This is a genomic window from Demequina sp. NBRC 110055 (assembly GCF_002090135.1).
Classification (GTDB): Bacteria; Actinomycetota; Actinomycetes; order Actinomycetales; family Demequinaceae; genus Demequina.
On sequence record NZ_BBRL01000004.1, the window covers coordinates 256,319 to 277,842 of the forward strand.

Sequence of the window (21,524 nt, forward strand, 5' to 3'; positions counted from 1 at the left end):
ACGATCATGACGCGACTTGCGAAGAATTTTTCTGGCCACACCTCAAGCACCGGCCGATGGACGGTGTGGCGGGTGCCACGTTGCGCTTGCTTTTGACCACTGGTCACAGGGACGATAGGGGCCACTATCGCCATGAACGGGACTGAGGGCCATGACAACTGAGGCGATCGCTCTGTGGACGGAGACGTCCAGCGATCCTGAGCTGATCGCCGGCGTACGCGCCGGCGACCCGGCCGCCTTCGGTGTGCTCTACGAACGCCACGTGGACGCGGCACGCAAGGTCGCCTATCAGTACACGAACTCGACCTCCGATATCGACGACGTCGTTTCCGAGTCCTTCTCTCGAGTCCTGCGCGCCCTGCAACGCGGCGACGGACCAGATCTTGCCTTCCGCGCCTACCTGTTCACGATCGTGCGGCGCACCGGACTCGACATCATCAACAAGGCCAACCGCACCCGACCGCGCGACAGCATGGAACCGTACGAGGCAGCGCTCGGCTACGAGGCCTCGTCCGACGAACCCGCACTCCAGGGCTTCGAAGAGACGATGGTGTCCGACGCCTACCACTCGCTGCCCGAGCGGTGGCAGGCGGTGCTGTGGTACACGGAGATCGAGAAGAAGTCTCCGAAGGAGATCGCGCCCCTGCTGGGCCTCAGCGCCAACGGTGTCGCCGCGCTCGCCTATCGCGCGCGCGAGGCCCTCCGCCAGGCCTACCTCCAGCAGCACTTGTCCTCATCCGTCGAGGTCAGCTGCATGGAGGCGAACGCACAACTAGGCGCCTACGTCCGGGGAGGCCTGTCGAAGCGTGAGCACACACGTATCGACGCCCACGTGAAGGACTGCGAGCGCTGCACCGCCCTCGTCCTCGAACTCGAGGACGTCAACCGCGGACTGCGTGGCATCATCGCGCCCCTGTTCATGGGCTTCATCGGTGTCGGCGCTCTCGAGGGCGGCCTTCCGGTGGGTGGGGCATTCGGCTCGGGAGCGTCGGGCGCGGCGGCCTCGGGCTCAGGGGCGGCCGCTACCGGTGCGGGCGGAGCGGCATCGGGTGCGGCGGCCGCAGGAACCGGCATGCTGGGCGGGCTTGGCACGCTCGGGGCCGTGGGCATCTTCGCCAAGATTGCGGTGCCGACGGCAGCGGCGTTCGGAGCCGTGGCCCTCACCGTCGCGGGAGTGAACTTCTTCGGCGACCTGCTCGACGGCAACGACGACGCCGCTACGACGGAAGGTCGCGCGAACCTCGGCGACGGCGCGCCGTCGAACGAGTCCGGCAGTGGCGGCACCGCGGGGTCCGACGATGTGGTGGACACCAGCGACGCGGCGGGCGCCGACGGCGCTACGGCTGACCTCGAGGCCGCGGGCGGCGCGAGTGAGGTCGGTCCGCGCGCACGCGTCGCGCCCGTCACCGCCTCGTCGACCGCGGCTGCGACGGGGACCGCAGCCGCAGCCGCAGGGGGTACTTCGGCACCCGGAGGATCGACCGGCGCTGGCTCCAATCCGACGGACGCGCGTACCAGCGGCGACGATGGCGAGCCGGACACGACTGAGCCAGGCACCACTGAGCCGGATGGAAGCGCCACGGGCGGGGCCCATGGCACCGACACGGGCAGTGAGACGCCGGCGACTGGCACAGACGACGACACTGACCCGGGCGCGGGCACCGATGTGGGAAGCGGTACGGACACAGGTACGAGCGGCTCGACTGATGGCGACGGCTCCGCGACGCCAGACGGTAGTACCGACCCCGGGGGCGACACGGACACCGGAAGCGGTACCGACACGGGAGGTGACACCGACCCTGGTGGCACCACCGATCCGGGCGGCGGGACCACCGGCACCAGCCGCCTCACCATCGCGGAGTCGCCGACGTCATACCTTGCGCTGACGCGTTCGAATCCCGAAATGACGCTCGACCTGAGCAACGACGGCGACGGCGACGCAGCGGACGTCACGGCTTCCATCGCCCTTCCAGCGGGACTCACCTTCGCCGCCCCCGGAGGCGCCTCAGGCTTCTCCGCTCCACAGCAGCACGTATGGAGCCAGCAGATGGCTCGCGTGACGCAGGAGCCATTCACTCTCGACGAGTGGGAGTGCACCCTCAGCGGGGATAGCCGCGTCCTTACGTGCGCCATCGACTCCGTCGGCGCTGGCACCGGCGCCAGCCTCGACATGGATGTGACCCTGCTGACGGACAGCCTCGCGGACGACGCGACGACGACGTTTACGGTCGACGCTGGCGCACAGCACGTCTCATACTCGGTCGCCACCGGCATCACGGACCTGCCGGCCGGATACGGTTCCACCGGCGGGGTGGGAGCCACCCAGGTGGGCGCGACCCTCATGGGCTGCTCCGAAGTCTTTGACCCGCACCGATACTGCAAGAACGTCATGAGCCAGACCGCCAACGGCGACCAGGCAAAGTACAACAACAACGCCTACGCGATGGTGCCGCTGAATGATGCGGGTGGCGAGTACGCCTCCGGCACCACCACCCTGGACCTGCCTGCGGGTGCGACGGTCATGAGCGCCACGCTTGAGTGGTCCGCGAACCGCCGGGTCCTTACCAACTGGTCAGGTGACACGGAAACGGCCCGGCTGCGCGTGCCCGGAGGCGACTACGTCGACGTCATGGCAGACACGACCCGGTCGTTTACCCGTTCCTTGTGGCACTACTACCTGTCACGCGCGGACGTCACGGACCTCGTCACGGGCGGGGGTTCGTATAACGTCGCCGACATCGCGCTCAGCAGTTCACCCCTGGGCTTCAACCTCTACGGCGGCTTCACCCTCACCGTCATCTACGACGACCCAACAGCGCCGGAGAGCTCGTCCGTCACCGTGTTCGAGGGACCGCACTGGGCGTCCGAGTCCACTCCCGTCACGCTCCCATTCCGCCTGGACGAGGCTCGCTATGTGACGGCCTCGTGGACCGCCTACGAGACCGACCGCGGCTTCATCAACGACCGCATGGCGCTCGACTGGTCGCCACTCAGGCCCGAGCGCGAGCGCGGCACGGGAGACTCGGGCAACGCCGGCGACTCGACCGCGTTCGGCGGCCTCTACGCGAACACCCTGGGCATCGATGCGAAGCCGTTCGAGACCGTGTGGGCACAGCAGGGCGCCCACACGCTCAAGGTGACGACGACCGCCGCTGACGAGCACGCCGACGACTCCCTCGACGCCGGGCAGCGCTCCACCGGCGACGACTTCCTCATCGGCACCGTGGTGGTGCAGACCTCGACCAAGCGCTGAGCGCGCACCGCCTGAACGAGCGATTAGCGCTCCGGCGTGGCGCTCCAGTCCATGTCGAGCTGGCGCGCGGTCGCGTGCGCGAGGCCCTCGCCCGCCACGCGGGCCACCACGTGGAGGGCCATGTGCATGCCCGAGGTGAGGCCGCCGCTGGTGATCACATCGCCAGCGTCGACCCAACGGACGCCGGCCACGGCATCGGCCACCGCCTCGCGTGCGAGATCGGCGACGTCCTCCCAGTGCGTGGTCGCCGGGAGCCCGGAGAGAAGACCCGCGCGTGCAAGCAGGAAGGACCCCGTGCACACCGATGTGGTGAGCCCTGCCCCATCGGCGAGGAGGCCGACGGCGCGCGCCAGGGACGCATCGGCCGTCGCCTTACCGACGTCGATCGTCCCGGGGACGACGACGACGTCACAGGGGCCCACGGCATCGGCCGACGTCAATCCCGTCAGCCGCATACCGCCGAAGGCGGTGGCGTCGGCCCCGTCAGGGCTCACCAGGACGACCTCGAAGCCGGCTGTCCCCCCAGCGCGCTCTTGCAGGCGGGAGGCGGTGAGGAAAACCTCGTAGGGACCACCGGCGTCGATGAGGTCGAAGCCGTCGAAAACCAAGATGCCGATGCGCGTCATGGCGCCACCCTAGGGCACGCGATTAGCGCACGACCTCCGTCGAGGCCTTCGGGAACACGATGACCCAGAAGGCCGCCTGGGCGAGCAGCATGGCGCCGACGGCGACGATACCCATGGACGCGACGGAGATACCGCCAAGCCCGATGAGCGGGGTCGCGAGGCCCGCCACGCCCATGTTGAGTGCGCCGATGAGAGACGCCGCGGTCCCGGCCTCTTCAGCGTGCCCCGCGAGAGCCGTCACCTGGACCGTCGGCATGATGAGGCCGAGCGGGGCGACCACGAAGAACAGGGACACGAGCACCCAGACGACTCCCGCGTCGGTCAGCCCCGCGGTCAGCAGCGCGAGCGCGCCGGCCGACTGGACGGCGAGACCACCAGTGGTGACGGTCCGCGGCGCAAGGACACGCATGAGGCGGGCGGACGCCTGGTTGCACAGCACCAGGCCGATCGAGTTCATGCCGAACACGAGGCCGTACTGCTGGGCCGACAGGCCGAACTGCTCCTGGAGCACGAACGACGACGCGGACAGGTACGCGAACAGCGCGGTGAACGACATCGCGCCCACGAGCGCGATACCCACGAAGGCGCGGTCGCGGAACAGGTGGCCGTAGCGACGGGCGACGACGGCGGCCTCGAACGTGCCGCGCTGCTGCGCGGGCCGAGTCTCCACCATGAGGAACGCCGCGACGACGATCATCGCGATGCCGTACAGGGCGAGGACGAGGAAGATCCCGCGCCACGGCATGATCGCGAGCAGCTGGGAGCCGATCACCGGGGCCACCACCGGTGCGAGACCGCTCACGAGCGCCATATTGGCAAGCATGCGGATGAGGCGCTGGCCCGCGAACAGGTCACGCACCATCGCCATGGCGACGACGCCAGCACCCGCGGCGCCGATGCCCTGGAGCACGCGACCGGCCATCACGAGCTCGACGGTGGGCGCGAAGGCCACGGCAATCGAGGCACCAATGTGGACAGCGGTCGCAATCAGCAGCGGGCGGCGGCGGCCCAGGGCGTCCGACAGCGGGCCGACGATGAGCTGGCCGAGCGCGAAGCCGATCATGGTCGCCGTCAGCGTGAGCTGGATCGCGGCGTCATTCGCCTGAAGATCCGCGGCCACCTCGGGGAACGCAGGCAGGTACAGGTCGACGGTGAACGGTCCGAGGGCGACGAGTGCGCCCAGGATGAGGATGTACTTGAGCTTGTCGCGGCGCGTCAGGGTCTGTCCAAGCGTCTGCGCGACCGACGGGTCGACAGGAACGGTGGGGGCAACGTAGTTGCGGGCGTGGACGTCGGAAGACACGACAAAGACAACTTTCCAAGAGGGGGTCAGCGGTGGCGGGCGTCGAAGGCAGTCTGCGAAGGCAGCTCCGGGGGTGGGCGCCACTCGAGTACAACTCCGACGCAGCCAGTCTATTCCTACCAGCCGGTAAAAAAACACCCTACGTGGGCTTTGCCTCGTGTTGGGGTGGGGTGTTGTGGGCGTCTCCATGCTGCGGCGCGGGCTTTCCCGTACCGCTCAACACACGGCTGGGGCCCATGCGACGGCTGAGGCCCGTGTGAGTTCACACCGACCCCACGGCGCACGCCCGTCCCACGTGTGTGTTGAGCGGCACGAGGTCGCGCGGCGGCGACGGTCAGCCCTTGACCGCGCCTCCCAGGCCCGCCGAGCGCAGAAATACCCTCTGGAACAGCAGGAACATCACTACCGGGATGATGGTCGCTATCGCGAGCGCCGCAAGGAAGACATCCAGCTCGGTCTGCGACTGGACTGCGGGGAGCCGCACCGAGAGCGGTTGCACCGCCGGGTCGGGGAGCACGAGGAGCGGCCACAGGAAGTCCTTCCAGGCTGCAATCACGGCGAAGACCGACACCACGCCGAGGATGGGCTTCGACATCGGCAGGATGATGGACCAGAACAGCCGGAAAGGTCCCGCGCCGTCAGTCTGTGCCGCCTCGATAACCTCGCGTGGGAGATTGTCGAAGAACCGCTTGACGAGCAGGATGTTGAAGGCATTCGCGGCCATCGGCAGCCAAACCGCAAGGTAATTGTTCAGGAGCGAGTAGTCGCGCCCGAGGAACGGTGGGCTCACCACGGTGAGGTAGAGCGGCACCAAGAGCACGACCGAAGGGATGAACAGCGTCGCGAGCACCAGCGAACCCAGCACCCGGTGGTAGCGAGGCTTGAGAACGGACAGCGTGTAGGCACCGGTGGTGGCGATCAGCATCTGGAACACCCACGCGCCCAGCGCGATGACGACCGTGTTGAAGAAGTACTGGTCGATGTGGATGTCGTTCCACGCGGTCGAGAGGTTTGCCCAGTCGATGCCATTCGGCCACAGCGCGAACGGCTCTCGCAGCGTGTCCTGGGTGGGGGTCACAGCCGCCTTGGCGAGCCAGAGCAGGGGTCCGAGCCCCGCGAGCACCAGTGTTACCGACAGGAACACGTGCACCACTCGCATCCCGCGACGCACGCGCGGCTGGCGGAGGTCCGTTTCGGACACGATGCCGCGCGAGTCCTCGATCATCGGGCCTCGACGCTTGCGCCACCGCAGCGGCCGTGAGCGCCGCGTGTCGACGCCTCCTGCGAGTGCCGCCGAGCCGGCGCGCTGCGCCGCAGGGGTGGTCGTTTCGGTGGTCATGAGGTGCTCCAACGGGCGGTGAGGCGGAAGTAGATCCAGGACAGCAGCGCTAGGAAGATGGCGAGCATCACGGATAGCGCCGTGGCCATGCCGTAGTTGCCGCCGAGCGAGTTCTGGAAGGCATAGCGGTAGATGAGCAGCAGCACCGTGGTGGTGGAGTTGACGGGTCCACCGCCGGTGAAGAGGAAAGGTTCAAGGAAAATCTGCGCGGTCGCGAGGATCTGCAGGATCAGCATCACGAAGATCACCCCGCGCAGCTGCGGCAGCGTCACGTGCCAGGCCTTGCGCCAGATGCTGGCGCCGTCGACCTCCGCCGCGTCGTAGAGCTCCGGGGGGACGGCTAGCAGCGCCGCGAGGTAGATGATGATCGAGCCGCCCGCGGCGGCCCAGGTGGCCTCGATGACGAGTGACGGCATGGCCTGGGCCTGGCTCTGGAGCCACGGTTGAGGGCCGATGCCCACCCACCCCAGCACGGTATTTAACACGCCGTTGGGCGAGGCGTCGTAGAACACCTTCCACAGCAGCACCGCGACCACGGGCGGCACCACCACGGGCAGGTACGCGAGCGCGGAGTAGATCCCCTTGCCGCGTCGCACCTCGCTCATGAGGACGGCCATGAGGATGGGGATGGGGAAACCCATGACGAGCGCGAGGGCCGCAAAGTAGAGCGTATTGAGCACCGCGGTGCCGAGCAGGGGGTCGTTCAGGACGGCGATGAAGTTGTCGAAGCCCACGAATTCCGCGGGCTGGAGGAGGTTCGTCTTCTGGAAGCTCATGACGACGGACCGCACGATGGGCCCCCAGCTGAACACGGTGAAGATGAGGATCATCGGCAGCGCGAAGGCGAGGGCCGTCAGCCCTCCGTTCTTGACCCAGGTGCGCGGGGTGCGGCGCCGTCGCGCCGTCGCGGCGGGTGCCTGCGTGGTGGTCATGCCACTCCTTGAGGTGAGGCTCGGACGGCCGGGGCGTGGGTGCGCCCCGGCCGTCCGTGCGGCGTTACTGGTCGAGCAGTGCCTGGGCGTCCTGGTCGGCCTGGGTCAGGAGCGCGTCGATGTCGGCTGACTCATCGGTCAGGACCGCCTGCACCACGGGGTCGAGCAGCGCGTAGATCTCCTGAGTCTTGCCCTTGGGCTCACCCACGGGGGTCTGGTCCCAGATGTTCTCGGTGAACGGGGTCATCTGCTCCTGGGGCACGTTGACGAACTCGGCGATCCACTGCTGCGACTCGTCGTAGAGCTCGCGGGACAGGACCGGAAGCACGGGAGTGCCCACGGCCTGCCCGGAATCGGCGAGCGCCTGCGCATCCGCCTTGGCGGCGTCCTCGTTCATGAGCTTCTGCATGTAGTACCAGTCGATCCACTTCACGGCGGCAGCCTTGGTGCTCTCGTCGACGGTAGGGCTGACCACGGCAATGTCGCCGCCGCCGAGTGTGCCGGGATCGTCGCCCTCCAGGGGCATGACGGTCAGTCCGTACTGGTCGGGGTCCATGCCGAAGTCACGGACGAGGGCCGTGTAGACGTCGGAGCCGGAGGTGAACATGCCGAGGTTGCCCGCGGCGAACTCCTGGTTGATGGTCCCCCAGTCGAGGTCCACCTTGGCGCCGAAAGCGTTGTCCTCCCACTTGACGTCGTGGAGGAACTCGAGGGTGGCCTTGGTGCCGGCATTGCTGATGCTCGACGTGTAGGTTCCGTCGCCGTTGTCGACCTGGGTGCGGCCGCCACGCGACACGGTCTGTGCGGTGAGCTGCCAGCCACCGGTGTTGTTGATCGCCATTTGGGAGTAGCCGGCCTTGCCGGTCGTGTCCGCAATCGCCTTGGCGGCCTCACGGACCTCGTCCCAGGTGGCGGGTGGGTTGTCGGGGTCCAACCCGGCCGCTTCGAACAGGTCCCGGTTGTAGTGAAGCCCCATGGCGTAGGCCTGACGCGGGAAGCCGAAGATGTTGCCGTCCGCGTCGGTCACGCCGTCGAGGATGATCGGGTTGAACCTGTCGGAGTAGCCCAGCGCGTCGACCTCTGCGGTCACATCCATGAGCTGGCCGTTCTCCAGCAGGGTCTTGGAGTCAGTGAAGGGGACCGTGAAGACGTCCGGGAGGCTCCCTCCCGCGAGCTGCACGGCGAAGGTGGGTCCGGTCCATTCGTACTCGACGCCGATGACGTCGATGTCCGGGTTCGCCTCCTCGAACTGCGCCTCCTGCGTGGCGAAGGCCTCGTAGGCTGCCTCGTCCGCGCCGGGCGGGAAGGTCGCCACGCGCAGTTCGATGGTGCCCGAGGCGGCCTCAGCGGAGCCTCCCGAGGTGGGCGTCGTGTCTGGGTCACCGTCCGATGAGCAGGCGGTAACGAGCATGGCGCTCGCGGCGAGTGTGGCACCCACCGCGGCGGTCCTGCGGCCGATCGACATCATTGTCATTCTCCTTGGGGTTGGTGTGCGCCCTCAGGCGCTGTGGGCTCCGGGCTCAACGTCGAGCCAGACGGTGCAATCGGATGGCAACTCCCCGTGCTCCAGCGGGTTGCTGGCGAGGACGATGCCGTGATGGTCGGGCAGCGCCACGGGCTCGCTGCCGAGGTTGGTCAGGGACACGAGCCGGTCGCCTCGCCTGAAGGCGATGACGTCGTCGCCTGCATCGACCCACTGCAGGCGGCCGATGCGCAGGTCGGGGTCGGTGCGGCGCCGCGCCAGGGCAGCGCGGTACAGCGTGAGCATGGAGTCCGGCCGGTCGGCCTGCTCGCTCACCGCGAGGTTGCCCCAGCCACGGGGTTGGGGTAGCCATGGCCGGGCGTCCCCGTCGCCGAACCCGTGGGACACGCCGTCCTTGGTCCACGGCAACGGCACGCGACAGCCATCACGTCCGGGGTCGACTCCACCCGAGCGGAAATGCATCGGGTCCTCGATCGCGTCGAGGGGGAGCTCGACCTCCGGCAGACCGAGCTCGTCTCCCTGGTAGACGTAGAGCGAGCCGGGTAGCGCTGCGGTGAGCAGCGCAGCTGCGCGGGCACGGCGCGTGCCGAGGTCGAGGTCGGAGGGCGTGCCGAAGCGCTTTCGCTCGAAGGCGAAGCCGGTGTCCTCGCGGCCGTACCTGGTCACCGGGCGCGTGACATCGTGGTTGGACAGCACCCAGGTGGCAGGTGCACCGACCGGCGCGTGTTCGGCGAGCGTGCGGGTGATGGAGGCCTTCATGGCCACGGCGTCCCATGGCTGGGTCATGAGCGCAAAGTTGAAAGCAGTGTGCATCTCATCGGACCGGAGGTAGCGCGCGAAGCGCGCGGAGTCCTCGAGCCAGACCTCACCGACCAGGACGCGCGGCTCCTCGTACGAGTCCGCGACGGCACGCCACGACCGGTAAATGCCGTGGATCTCATCGCGGTCCACGTGCGGGTGTTCGCCCGGACCTGGATCGAGCGGGAGTTGCGGGAGGGCGGGGTCCTTGATGGGGAGCGCGGCCGAGTCGATGCGGACGCCCGCGACACCGCGGTCGAACCAAAAGCGCAGAACGCCCTCGTGCTCGGTGCGAACGTCGGGGTGGTTCCAGTTGAGGTCGGGCTGTTCGGGAGTGAACAGGTGGAGGTACCACTGGCCGGGGGTGCCGTCGGGTTCGGTGACCCGGGTCCAGGTGGGACCCTGGAAGCTCGAGACCCAGTCGGTGGGCATCGTTTCACCGTGGGCGCCCCGGCCGTCGTGGAACCAGAAGCGTTCGCGCTCGGGGCTGCCGGGGCCGGCCGCAAGCGCCTCCCGGAACCACGGGTGCTGGTGGCTGATGTGGTTGGGGACCACGTCGATAATCGTCCGAATCCCCAGGGCGCGGGCCTCACCGATGAGCGCCTCCGCCTCGGCAAGGGACCCGAACATGGGGTGGATGGCGCGGTAGTCCTCCACGTCGTAGCCGCCATCGGCGAGTGGGCTGGGGTACCACGGGTTGAACCAGAGTGCATCGACCCCCAGCTGTGCGAGGTACGGGAGGCGGGACCGTACTCCGGCCAGGTCGCCGGTGCCGTCGCCGGAACCGTCCGCGAACGACCGCACGTACACCTGGTAGATCACGGCGGTACGCCACCAGTCACCGTCGAGCACGGGGTCGATCGCCACGACGGCCGGGGTGTTCCCCTGCGTCGTTGAGATCAGGACGTCGCTGTCCACATCGCTCCTTCGTTGTCACGATTGAATACGAGAGACAGTAACTTTCTCAATCGTCTTACGCAAGAACTTGACACTACATAGGAAGATTACGATTTCATCACGGACTCCCGCGGGCGCGACGCAGCCCTGAGGCACCGCAAGGGGCGCCTCAGGGCGAACGGTGGGAGAGGGTCGCGCTCAGCGCGTGGCGACGGGGCCCGTGGAGGCCCTCAGCACCAGTTCGGGTTCGAACAGCAACTCGTCGCCCGCGCCCATGGTGCCGGCGATCTGGCCTAGCAGCATGTCGATCACCGCACGCCCCATCGCATCGATGGGCTGACGCACGGTGGTCAGCGGGGGCTCCGTGAAGCTCATGAGCGCCGAGTCATCGAAGCCCACCACCGAGACGTCGGCGGGGACCACGAGCCCCGCTCTCTTGGCCGCACGAATGGCGCCCAGCGCCAGGGGATCGGACGCGCACACGATGCCTGTCGCTCCCGCCTGCAGCAGCCGGGTCGCTCCCGCCTGGCCCGACTCGATGGAGTACAGGCCGTTAACGACCAACGCGGGATCGAGGTCGAGGCCGAGCCGCGCGAAGACGCGCTGCGCCGAGGCCAGTTTGCGCACGGAGGGCTGGTGTCCAGCGGGCCCCAGGAGCAGGCCGATCTTGCGGTGCCCTAGCTGATGGAGGTGCTGAATGGCCTGCTCAGCAGCCGAGCCGTCGTCTGTGGAGACGGTCGCAAAGCCCACGGAATCCACCGGCGCGCTCACCAGAACTGTGGGCAGCTTCACCCGTCGCAGGCGCTCATAGTGGCCGTGCGGGGCATCGGCCTCCGTGTAATGACCGCCCAGGAAGATGACGCCGCTAACCTGCTGAGCGAGCAGCAGGTCCACATAGTCGGACTCCGTGATGCCGCCGGCGTTCTGAGTGCACAGCAGCGGCGTGTAGCCATTCTGCGCGAGCGTGCCACCGATGATCTCGGCGAGCGCAGGGAAGATAGGGTTCTGCAACTCGGGCAACACCAGGCCCACGAGCCGCGCGCGTTCCCCGCGCAACTTCGTGGGGCGTTCGTAGCCGAGGACGTCGAGCGCGGTCAGCACCGCCTCGCGGGTGGACTCCGAAACACCAGGCTTGTCGTTGAGGACGCGCGACACGGTCGCCTCGGACACACCCACCTTGCGGGCCACCTCGGCCAGACGCTTCGACATGCGACAGACTATGCAAGAACTTGCAGAATTCTGCAAGCCTTGCAGTGGCCGATGGAAGCGTTAGTCCCCGATCACGCCATACAGGCGGTCGCCGGCGTCGCCGAGGCCGGGCACGATGTAGCCCTGCTCGTTGAGCTTCTCGTCGACCTGCGCGACGACCACCTTGACGTCGGCACGCTCGCCGACGGCGGCCTGAACGTTTTCGATGCCTTCGGGCGCCGCGAGCAGGCATACACACGTCACGTCGGTCGCGCCGCGCTCGAGCACGTAGTCGATCGCCATGATGAGCGAGCCGCCGGTCGCGAGCATGGGGTCGATGAGGAACACCTGGCGGCCCGTGAGGTCGTCGGGCAGGCGGTTGGCGTACGTGATCGCTTCAAGGGTCTCCTCGTCGCGCTTGAGTCCGAGGAAGCCGACCTCGGCGCTCGGGATGAGGCGGGTCATGCCATCGAGCATGCCCAGACCGGCGCGCAGGATCGGGACGATGATCGGGGCGGGGTCGGCGATGCGGGTACCGGTGGCCGTGGTGAGCGGCGTCTCGACGGTGTGGGGCTCGACCTTGACATCGCGTGTGGCCTCGTAGGCCAGCAGGGTCACGAGCTCGTCAACCAGCTGACGGAACGTCGGCGACGGCGTCTGCTTGTTGCGCAGGACGGTGACCTTGTGACGGATGAGCGGGTGATCGGCGACGTGAAGCTCCATGCCCCAACTCTACGGGCAGCACGCCCCACTGGGCCGGGACCGCGGGGCCGATGCCGCCGGTAGCCTGGCCGTGTGCGCACGTGGGACGAAGCAATGGGTGAGGCGCTCACCCTGGCGGCCGAGGCATCGGCCACCGGCGATGTGCCCGTCGGCGCCGTCGTCATCGGCCCCGACGGCACCGTCGTGGGGCGCGGACGCAACAGGCGCGAGGCCGATGGCGATCCCACCTCCCACGCGGAGGTCCTCGCCTTGCGGGCCGCTGCGGAGGCGGTCGGCACGTGGCGTCTCGACGACTGCACCCTCGTGGTCACCCTCGAGCCGTGTCTCATGTGCGCCGGCGCTCTGCTCGCGGCCCGGATCCCGCGACTCGTCATCGGAGCGTGGGACGACAAGGCCGGCGCGACGGGATCGCAGTGGGACGTGGTGCGCGACGCGCGCATCGGCTCCAAGGTCGAGGTGATCGCCGGCGTACGCGGCGACGAGAGTGCCGCAGTGCTGCGCGAATTCTTCGAGGCGAGGCGCTAGATGGCGCGCGACTCGCGGCCTCGCGACGGACGCCACCCCGGCACATGGCGCGGGGGCGTCAAGCGGGCCGTCATCAGCCTGGGCACCGTGGCGCCGCCAGGTCAGCCGCGCTGGCCCATCGGGCTCCAGGCGGCGGTCGTGATGGTCGCGCCGATTGTGGTGGGGATCGCGTCTGGGCGCATGGACCTGGGCCTCATTGCCGCGACGGGTGCGTTCACTGTGCCGTACTTCGCCGCGCTACCCCGGCTCGAGCGGCTTCGCCTGCGGCCACTGGCAGGACTCGTGCTCGTCGCCACCAGCGTCGTCGGCGCCCTCCTCGCGCCCTACCCGTGGCTGTCGGCCGTGGGTCTCGTGGTCGTGACGTCCCTCGTGGGTGTCGCCGTGCACGGCTACCGGCTGGGACCGCCCGGACCGTTGTTTCCCATCCTGATCTACGGGCTGTCCGGGCACGCTGTCAATGGCGGGATGCCCGCGAGCACCTTGATTGCGACCGTCGCAGCCGGTTGCGCTTGGGCGGTCGTCGCCTCGATCGCGCCTTTGGTGAGGCGGGCACACTGGCGCATCACCCCGCGCCCGCTGTCGGTACTGCTGGCCCGACCGACGTGGGATCGCGGGGCACGGGAGCTCGTGTGGCGTACCGTGATCGTCGCCGCCGTCGGCACGGCGGTCAGCCTCCTGTTCTTCGACGCCGATCGTGCGTACTGGACCGTCGCCGCTGGGGTGGTGGTCGTGGGCGTCGTCCCCGGGCGCGGACCCGCCGTCACCCGCGGTCTCCACCGCGCGGTCGGCACCATCGCCGGCGTGGGCGTCTATCTGGGCATCGCGTTCCTCGACCCCGCGCCCGTCGTCCTCGCCCTGACGCTGGGACTGCTGCAGTTCATCACCGAGGTGGCGATCACTCGCCACTACGCGATCGCCGTGAGCGCGGTGACGCCCATGGCGCTCATCATCGTCACGGCAGCCTCTGGGAGCTTTGGTGACGCCGCCGTGGTGGGCGAGCGCATCCTCGACACCATCGTGGGATGCGCCATCGCCGTCGCCACAGCTCTGCTGCATCCGGCGGCCCCACCCGACCCCGCCGGACGCCATGCGCCGCCGGGCAGGCTCGATTAGGTTTCACGGCCACCCTCTTGTAATCTTTTCCGCGGTGACGTGTCCGAGCGGCCGAAGGTGCAGCACTCGAAATGCTGTGTACGGTAACCCCGTACCGTGGGTTCAAATCCCACCGTCACCGCTCTCGAACAAGAGCCCGGATCCCTGTGTGGTCCGGGCTCTTGTGTTTTTCCATGGCCCCGCGCGAAGGAACCGGGCGCCATGACACCGCACATCCGCGCGCCATCTGTGGTGGGATTCCTCTATCCGACGAGAGGATCGCACACATGTCCCTGCCCCCAGTGCCCGACGGCTACCAGCGCTTTCTCATGAAGAGCAAGTTTGGCGCCGGCCGTGACTTCCAGATCCTCGACCCGACGAGCGAAGAGCAGCTGTTCTTTGTGGACGGCAAGGTGGGTCCGCGCCCCAAGTGCGACGTCCTCGGGAGCGACGGCGTGGTCGTCGCAAGTGTGCGGGGCAAGATGCTCGGCATCCCCAAACGCATGGACGTGGTCGACGCCGACGGCGAGCAGGTGGCGCACCTGCACTCGCCGGCCTTCAACTTCATCAAGGACAAGGTGGAGATCACGCTCGCCTCAGGCGAGGAATGGCTCCTCAAAGGCAACATCATCGAGAAGGACTACGCGGTTCACGACGCACAGGGCACGCTGCGCATCCAGATCACCCAGAAGTGGCTCACGGTGCGCGACCGCTACACGATCGACGTTGCCGACGGCACGCCGCCACCGCTCGCCTTTGCCCTCGTGTGGGCGCTTGACCGCTGGGTCGAGCGCGACTAGGACGCGTCCCCACACTGTCCGCGGATCATCGTCCCGCGCACCCCGCCGGGGTGGATTCTCGCTCTTTCAATGTGACGAAGCCGACACGCCTCGTGCGGGGCACCCGAGACACCTCACGCGTCCCACGCAAGGCCGCGCACGCGTAGCACGGAAAGGCTTTTCCCGCACGGGATGGAAAGCGCCTTCCAGAGCCTTGACATCGTTGAACAACCGCCGGTAGGAAGGTGCCGCACCACCTCACAGACGGGGCGAATTGGACACCGCAGCGGTGAAACGTTTCACACTTCGACCGCCTGTGATGAGCGGCAAGGACGCCGCCGCCCTCCTGACCTCAACGACGAGACGAAGGCAGAACGCATGACAGACGCAGCACGCCGCGCCCACCGGGCGCGGTCAGCGATCGCAGGGGCCACCGGCGCCGCGATGGCACTCACCTCCATGGCGTTCGTGGCTCCGGCCGCGAGCGCCGCGGACGACGCGGAGTTGTTCTCCGCGAAGTTCGACTTCGGTACCGACACCAGCCCCGTCGCGGACGGCTGGACGGGTATCGGCACCTCGAACCGCTACGACGCAGAGGCGGGCTACGGCATCGTGTTTGACGGCACCATGGCCGCGCGCGACCGAAGCGGCGATGACCTCGTGGCCCGCGACTTTATGCTCGGGCTCGGGTGGCAGTTTCTCGTCGATGTCCCCAACGGCACCTACGACCTGACGGCCACGGTGGGCGACACCCTCACCGGCACGAGCGGCACGCGTACGTCGATTTCGGCCGAGGGCGCAGAGGCCACCCACATCTACACGGACGCGGAACAGACCACGATTCAGACGATGACGGTCGAGGTCGCCGACGGCCAGCTCACCCTCGACATGGACGGCAAGGGGTCGACGTACCTTGGCGGACTCGAGGTGACGCAGACCGCGGCCGGCGACGATGGCGATGGTGGCACTGACCCCGGTGATGGCGGCGATGGTGGCACCGACCCGGGCGACGGCGGGGACGCCTCCATTGCCGCGCCGGACTCGGTTCGCATGGGCCACGTGACGTCCGACAGCGTCATGCTGCGCTGGGACGAGGTCACGGGCGCCACGGGCTACGTGGTGAGCCGGGCCGATGCCGTGGACGGCCCCTACAGCGTGGTCGCCGAGACGGGCGCCCGCGAGGTCTTCACGACCGACAGCGTGGACGCCACGCAACTGCGGTACTACCGCGTGCAGACCAAGACGGCCGCAGGCCTGTCACCGCGCTCGGCCGCGGCGGTCACCTCGATTCCTGACATCACCCCGGACTACCCGGCCGACGGCGTGCTCAGCATCGACCTCGGCCCCGGCGAGGCCGCCGCGGGTGCCGTGAAGGTCGACGAGACGACCGCCTACTCGGCCAGTCAGCGCATCGGCTTCGTGGACACCTCCGAGGTGGGCGGGACCGACCGCGCGACCGGCGACGCCGCCCGTGGCGACTTCGTCACGGTCGGCGACACGGAACTCGTGATCGACGTGCCCAATGGCGACTACACCGTCGATCTCATCGCCGGAGACCCCACCGCGGCATCGGACATCTCGATGACCGTCGAGCAGATGGCGAAGGTCCAGCAGACCGGGATCGACGCGGGCGACACCCTCGAGATGTCGTTCGATCTGGCCGTCGTCGACGGACAGATCAACATCGAGTTTGGCGGCACCGCCCCCAACCTCGCCTCGCTCATCCTCACGCAGCAGTCGCCGCGCGAGGTGGGAGCGGAGCCGACGGTGTGGGTCACCGGCGACTCGACCGTCCAGTCGTACACCGCTGACTACCAGCCGCAGGCCGGCTGGGGACAGATGATCGAGCGCTACCTCAGCGACGACGTCGAGGTCACCAACAAGGCGATCGGTGGGCGCAGTTCGAAGAACTTCATCTCCCAGGGTCGCCTCGACGAGGTGCTGCTGCAGATCCACCCGGGCGACTACCTGTTCGTCCAGTTTGGGCACAACGACAACTCGTACGGCGTGGATGACCGCTACGCGGCGCCCGACGACTACTACGAGTACCTCCGCACCTTCGTGGATGGTGCCGTCCAGCGCGGCGCGCAGCCCGTCCTCGTGACGCCGGTGTCACGACGCTCCTACGCCGAGGACGGCACGGCCAACGTGTCATTCCCTGAGTACGTGGATGCCGCGACGCGCCTTGCCGAGGAGACGGGCACGCCGCTGGTGGACCTGTCCGCTTCGTCGCGTGCCTACCTGACGGAGATCGGTCCCGAGGCCGCCAAGTCGGTCTTCCTTCACGTCCCCGCGGGGGTCTACCCCAACCGCCCCAACGGCACCGAGGACGACACTCACTTCCAGGAGTACGGCGCCATCCAGATGGCCCGCCTGGTCGCCACCGACGTGGCGGAGTTGAACATCCCGCTCGCCGATGACGTGGTCGAGGTCGAGCCGCCGGCCGATGTCCCGCTCGCACCTGCGGGCGTGGTGGCCGGCTCCGTGTCGAACTCCGGCGCGCAACTGACCTGGACCGAGGTCGAGGGCGCGGACATCTACAAGGTGGAGATCAAGGGAACGGACGAGGGCGACGACGCGTGGCACCTCACCACCACCTCGACCATCCCGCTGGCCAACGTCACCGGCCTCACCGAGGGCGGCAGCTACGACCTGCGGGTGATCGCGACCAACGGGGCGGGCGACTCCGCACCGTCCGCGATCGTCACGCTCACCACCCGGGCTCCGCTGCACAAGTTCGACATGCAGTTGCCGGGCAACGCGACGCTCGAAGGCTACACCGCTGTCGACGGCACCACCGTGTACTCGGAGGAACTCGGCTACGGGTTCACCACCACCGGTACTGGCGGTCGCGACCGCGGCACGGGTGACGGCGCGCTCGACGACCTGCAGCGCGACTTCACCCTTCCCAGCTCGACCAATCCGTTCCTGGTCGACGTGCCGAACGGCACCTACGCGGTCAAGGTGATCTGGGGTGACCTCATCGGTACCGCACGCCTCAGCGTCGCGATCGAGGGCGTCGACTACGGCAACTCGAACGCCGGCCGTGGCAGCACGTCGTCGAAGATCATCCAGCCCGTCGTCGTCACCGATGGTCAGCTGACCATCGCCGCCAACGGCTGGCTCAACGGCCTCGAGGTGACGCCACTGCTGTACGCGCCGACGGCCCTCGAAGCGGGCGACGTCTCGATCGATGGCACCGAAGTTTCCGTGCCGCTGACGTGGACCGGCACCGAGGACTCGGTGGGCTACCGCGTCTATCGTCAGGCCGAGGGCGCCACCGAGCCGACCGCGGTCGGCGACGTCACCGAGCCGTCGTTCACCGACACGACGGCCGATGTGGGCCTCGCCTACCGCTACCACGTGGTGGCTCTCGACGCGACGGGCAAGGAGTCCGTGGCATCGAATGTCCTGGAACTGACTACCGTCGACGACTCGATCCCGACAGCCGCTGCCCCCACCGGGCTCACCGTGGACGAGATCCTCAAGAACTCCGTCACCCTCAGCTGGGAGCCCAGCGAGGACGCGCTGTTCTACCACGTGTACCGCTCGGAGCAGGGCGGAGACCTCCGCCTCATCGGTCGCGCGTCCGACGCCACCTTCACCGACGAGGATGTCCTCACCACCATCGAGTACACATACACGGTGGCCGCGGTGAACGCGGGCGGCGTCTCGGCGCAGTCCGATGCCGTGGTCTCCGAGGCGGTCACGACGTTGGTGCGTCAGGCCGAGCGGCTGGACCGCTCCCCCGTCGCGGTCGCGGTCGAGGACGGTGTCTACGTGGGCTGGCGCATGCTGGGCCTCGACCCCGAGTCCATCGCGTTCCACATCTACCGCGACGGCGAGCGCATCACCGAGGAGCCCGTGACGGACAGCACCAACGTGCTCGACGCCGACGGAACCTCCTCCTCGACCTACCGCATCTCGAGCGTCACGAACGGCATCGAGCGGTGGGCCACCGGCGAGATTGGCGTGTGGGACACCCAGACGCTCGACATCCCGCTGGACAAGCCCGCGGACGCCTATACGAAGGACGGCCAGCCGTATTCGTACCGTGCCAACGACGCGTCCATCGGCGACGTCGACGGTGACGGCCAGTACGAGATTGTCCTCAAGTGGGACCCGACCAACGCGAAGGACAACTCTCAGGGCGGCTACACGGGCAACGTGTACGTCGACGCCTACGAGATGGACGGCACGCGCCTGTGGCGCATCGACCTGGGCAAGAACATCAGGGCCGGCGCTCACTACACGCAGTTCCAGGTCTTCGACCTGGACGGCGATGGGCGAGCGGAGGTCACGATGAAGACGGCCGATGGCACGGTCGACGGGGCGGGCACCGTCATCGGTGACGCCCGTGCGGACTACCGCAACTCGGGCGGCTATGTCCTGACCGGTCCCGAATACCTCACGGTGTTTGACGGCCTCACCGGTATCGCGATCGACACCATCGACTACATCCCGCAGCGCGGTGACGTCGGCGGTTGGGGCGACACCTACGGCAACCGCGTGGACCGCTTCCTCGCGGGCGTGGCGTACCTCGACGGCGAGCACCCGTCGGTGGTGTTCTCTCGCGGCTACTACACGCGCACCGTGATTGCCGCGTTCGACTTCGACGGCACATCGCTCAGCGAGCGGTGGACCTTCGACTCGGACGAGGCGGGCGACCAGTACCGCGGACAGGGCAACCACCAGTTCTCGGTGGCGGATGTCGACGGCGACCAGCTCGACGAGATCGTGTTCGGGGCGATGACCATCGACAACGACGGTTCGCCCCTGTACACGACCGGGCTGTTCCACGGCGACGCCCTGCACGTGACCGACCTCGACCCTTCGCACGAGGGGCTCGAAGTCTTCGGCGTCCACGAGGACATCTCGACCAACGGAGGCGTCATCGCATCGTTCCGCGATGCAGCCACCGGCGAGGTGCTGTGGTCGGTACCGGGCACCAAGGACACCGGCCGCGGCGCGGCTGGTGACATCGACCCCCGTTACGAGGCGGCCGAAGCCTGGAACATTGCCGACGGCGGAGCCTGGAATGACATCGAGGGCTTCCTGCACTCGTCCACGGGCGACCTCATCAGCAACTCGATCCCGGCCGCCAACGGCGTCACGTGGTGGGACGGTGATCTCCTACGCGAGATCCAGGACCACGACTATGACGCGGACACCGGTGCGGGAGTGCCGACCATCGCGAAGTGGGACTGGGAGGCCGAGGAGTCGGTAGAGATCTACCGCGCCGAGGGCACGCTTAGCGACAACAGCACCAAGGGCAACGTCTCGCTCCAGGCCGACCTGTTCGGTGACTGGCGTGAGGAGATCGTGACTCGCACCGAGGACTCCTCGGCGCTCAGGATCGCGACCACGGTTGACCTCACGGACTACCGCCTGCGCACCCTACAGTCGGACTCCCAGTACCGCATGGCTGTCGCGTGGCAGAACACCGGCTACAACCAGCCCCCGCACCCCTCGTATTTCCTGGGTGAGGGCATGGAGCTGCCGGCGGCACCGTCCATCGCGTACACGACGTCCGGCGAACAGGGCGAGCGAGTCGACGGTCCCGCGACCGAAGTTCCGGGCAAGGGCTTCCTGAGCTCGGACAACTGGGACGGCGACGGCGACTACGTCATCACCATGAACATGTGGTGGGGCGACAACGCGCAAACCGTCGAGTTGTTTGAAGACGGCGAGTCACTCGGCTCCGTGTCTCTGCCCGACGCTACGCCGTCACAGCAGACGGCGGCCTGGACCGTGGAGGGCCGCACCAACGGCATCTACACCTACCAGGCAGTGCTCACCAACCAGCACGGCTCGACCGAGACGCGCGAACTGACGGTGAGGGTCGGCAATGCGGCTCCCGGTACCCCGGTGCTCAGCCACGACAATCACGACAAGGACGGCGAGTACGTCATCACCATGAACATGTGGTGGGGCACCAACGGGTCGGAGTACCGCCTCTACGAGGACGGCGCACTCATCGACACCCAGGAGCTCACGGTCAACGGCCGCGAGGCGCAGGCGGCCACCACCGCCATCACCGGCGCCGAGTCCGGCAGCCACACCTACGTGGCGGTGCTTGCGGGCAAGGGCGGCGAGACGTCCTCGAAGGCGATCACTGTCAAGGTCAACTAGCGGTTCCGCACGACCGGAGGGGGCTCGCCGTGAGGCGGGCCCCCTTCGCGTCTGCGGTGCTCACGCGGCCGCGGCGAGGACGGGGGGCAGGCCCGAGCTACTGCGGCGCGCTGGCCGTGGCGATCAGCACCACCACGAAAAGGATCACGAGCAGTGCGAGCGCCAGCCCCACCCAGCCCATGATCACGGCGATGCGCGCCATGGATCCACCGTCCTGGCCGCGCTCCGCAATCTGCCGCTGGGCAATACGGCCGCACACGATGCCGAGTACCGATCCGATGACCGGCAACAACCCGATGATCCCCAGCACCGCACCCACGATCGCCACGACCGCGAGGGCGTTCATCGTGGGGGCAACAAACTCGGAGGAGCCGCGCTCGGGACCGCGGTGCTGCAGGTCGTCATACGGGTCGGTGCTCATAGCGCTCGACTGTACCCGTCGATGACCGCTGAT

The 21,524-nt window shown here is 68.1% G+C and carries 14 protein-coding genes and 1 tRNA gene; 6 read left to right on the forward strand and 9 right to left on the reverse strand.

Annotated features, from left to right (window positions below; all coding sequences use genetic code 11):
• The first annotated feature begins 151 nt into the window (after positions 1 to 151).
• Positions 152 to 3,253, forward strand: coding sequence for a sigma-70 family RNA polymerase sigma factor (locus B7K24_RS01295; RefSeq protein WP_084128130.1), 3,102 nt, complete (start codon positions 152 to 154; stop codon positions 3,251 to 3,253).
• 23 nt (positions 3,254 to 3,276) lie between these two features.
• Here B7K24_RS01295 and B7K24_RS01300 read toward each other — a convergent pair whose 3' ends face one another.
• The 8 genes from B7K24_RS01300 to upp form a co-directional block, all read right to left on the reverse strand.
• On the reverse strand, positions 3,277 to 3,879 hold the full coding sequence (locus B7K24_RS01300) for a DJ-1/PfpI family protein (RefSeq protein WP_084128131.1): 603 nt from the start codon (positions 3,877 to 3,879) through the stop codon (positions 3,277 to 3,279).
• Positions 3,880 to 3,901: 22 nt separating this feature from the next.
• Complete coding sequence (locus B7K24_RS01305) at positions 3,902 to 5,182, reverse strand: multidrug effflux MFS transporter (protein WP_234986503.1); 1,281 nt, start codon at positions 5,180 to 5,182, stop codon at positions 3,902 to 3,904.
• A gap of 334 nt (positions 5,183 to 5,516) precedes the next feature.
• Entirely contained in the window at positions 5,517 to 6,521 is a 1,005-nt protein-coding gene (locus B7K24_RS01310) for a carbohydrate ABC transporter permease (protein WP_084128135.1), read from the reverse strand.
• Positions 6,518 to 7,453 (reverse strand): carbohydrate ABC transporter permease, encoded by a 936-nt coding sequence (locus B7K24_RS01315; RefSeq protein WP_084128137.1) that lies wholly within the window; start codon positions 7,451 to 7,453, stop codon positions 6,518 to 6,520. Before B7K24_RS01315 ends, B7K24_RS01310 begins: the two co-directional genes overlap by 4 nt.
• A 64-nt stretch (positions 7,454 to 7,517) precedes the next feature.
• Positions 7,518 to 8,927: an ABC transporter substrate-binding protein gene (locus B7K24_RS01320; protein WP_234986504.1), complete on the reverse strand. Its 1,410-nt coding sequence runs from the start codon at positions 8,925 to 8,927 to the stop codon at positions 7,518 to 7,520.
• A gap of 24 nt (positions 8,928 to 8,951) precedes the next feature.
• The gene (locus B7K24_RS01325; protein ID WP_200808286.1) at positions 8,952 to 10,601 is read right to left on the reverse strand and encodes a glycoside hydrolase family 13 protein; all 1,650 of its coding nucleotides are present in this window, start codon (positions 10,599 to 10,601) and stop codon (positions 8,952 to 8,954) included.
• Between the two features lie 228 nt (positions 10,602 to 10,829).
• Positions 10,830 to 11,840 (reverse strand): LacI family DNA-binding transcriptional regulator, encoded by a 1,011-nt coding sequence (locus B7K24_RS01330; protein ID WP_084128141.1) that lies wholly within the window; start codon positions 11,838 to 11,840, stop codon positions 10,830 to 10,832.
• Positions 11,841 to 11,900: 60 nt separating this feature from the next.
• Positions 11,901 to 12,542 carry a uracil phosphoribosyltransferase gene (gene upp / locus B7K24_RS01335; RefSeq protein WP_084128143.1) on the reverse strand — a complete coding sequence of 214 codons (642 nt, stop codon included), beginning with the start codon at positions 12,540 to 12,542 and terminating at the stop codon, positions 11,901 to 11,903.
• Positions 12,543 to 12,635: 93 nt separating this feature from the next.
• On the opposite strand from upp, the gene B7K24_RS01340 reads away from it, so the two are divergent.
• From B7K24_RS01340 to B7K24_RS13755, 5 genes are all read left to right on the forward strand, one after another.
• Positions 12,636 to 13,067 (forward strand): nucleoside deaminase, encoded by a 432-nt coding sequence (locus B7K24_RS01340; RefSeq protein WP_084128145.1) that lies wholly within the window; start codon positions 12,636 to 12,638, stop codon positions 13,065 to 13,067.
• The gene (locus B7K24_RS01345; protein WP_084128147.1) at positions 13,068 to 14,180 is read left to right on the forward strand and encodes an FUSC family protein; all 1,113 of its coding nucleotides are present in this window, start codon (positions 13,068 to 13,070) and stop codon (positions 14,178 to 14,180) included. It begins immediately after the preceding gene.
• Positions 14,181 to 14,213: 33 nt separating this feature from the next.
• Positions 14,214 to 14,301 (forward strand) — tRNA-Ser (locus B7K24_RS01350).
• Between the two features lie 145 nt (positions 14,302 to 14,446).
• Positions 14,447 to 14,959: an LURP-one-related/scramblase family protein gene (locus B7K24_RS01355; protein WP_159449097.1), complete on the forward strand. Its 513-nt coding sequence runs from the start codon at positions 14,447 to 14,449 to the stop codon at positions 14,957 to 14,959.
• Between the two features lie 357 nt (positions 14,960 to 15,316).
• Positions 15,317 to 21,070 carry a fibronectin type III domain-containing protein gene (locus B7K24_RS13755; RefSeq protein ID WP_307181557.1) on the forward strand — a complete coding sequence of 1,918 codons (5,754 nt, stop codon included), beginning with the start codon at positions 15,317 to 15,319 and terminating at the stop codon, positions 21,068 to 21,070.
• Between the two features lie 97 nt (positions 21,071 to 21,167).
• Here the strand turns inward: B7K24_RS13755 and B7K24_RS01365 are convergent, their stop codons facing one another.
• A complete protein-coding gene (locus B7K24_RS01365) occupies positions 21,168 to 21,491 on the reverse strand; it encodes a DUF4190 domain-containing protein (RefSeq protein ID WP_159449098.1) in 324 nt (107 codons plus the stop codon).
• Positions 21,492 to 21,524 lie beyond the last annotated feature (33 nt).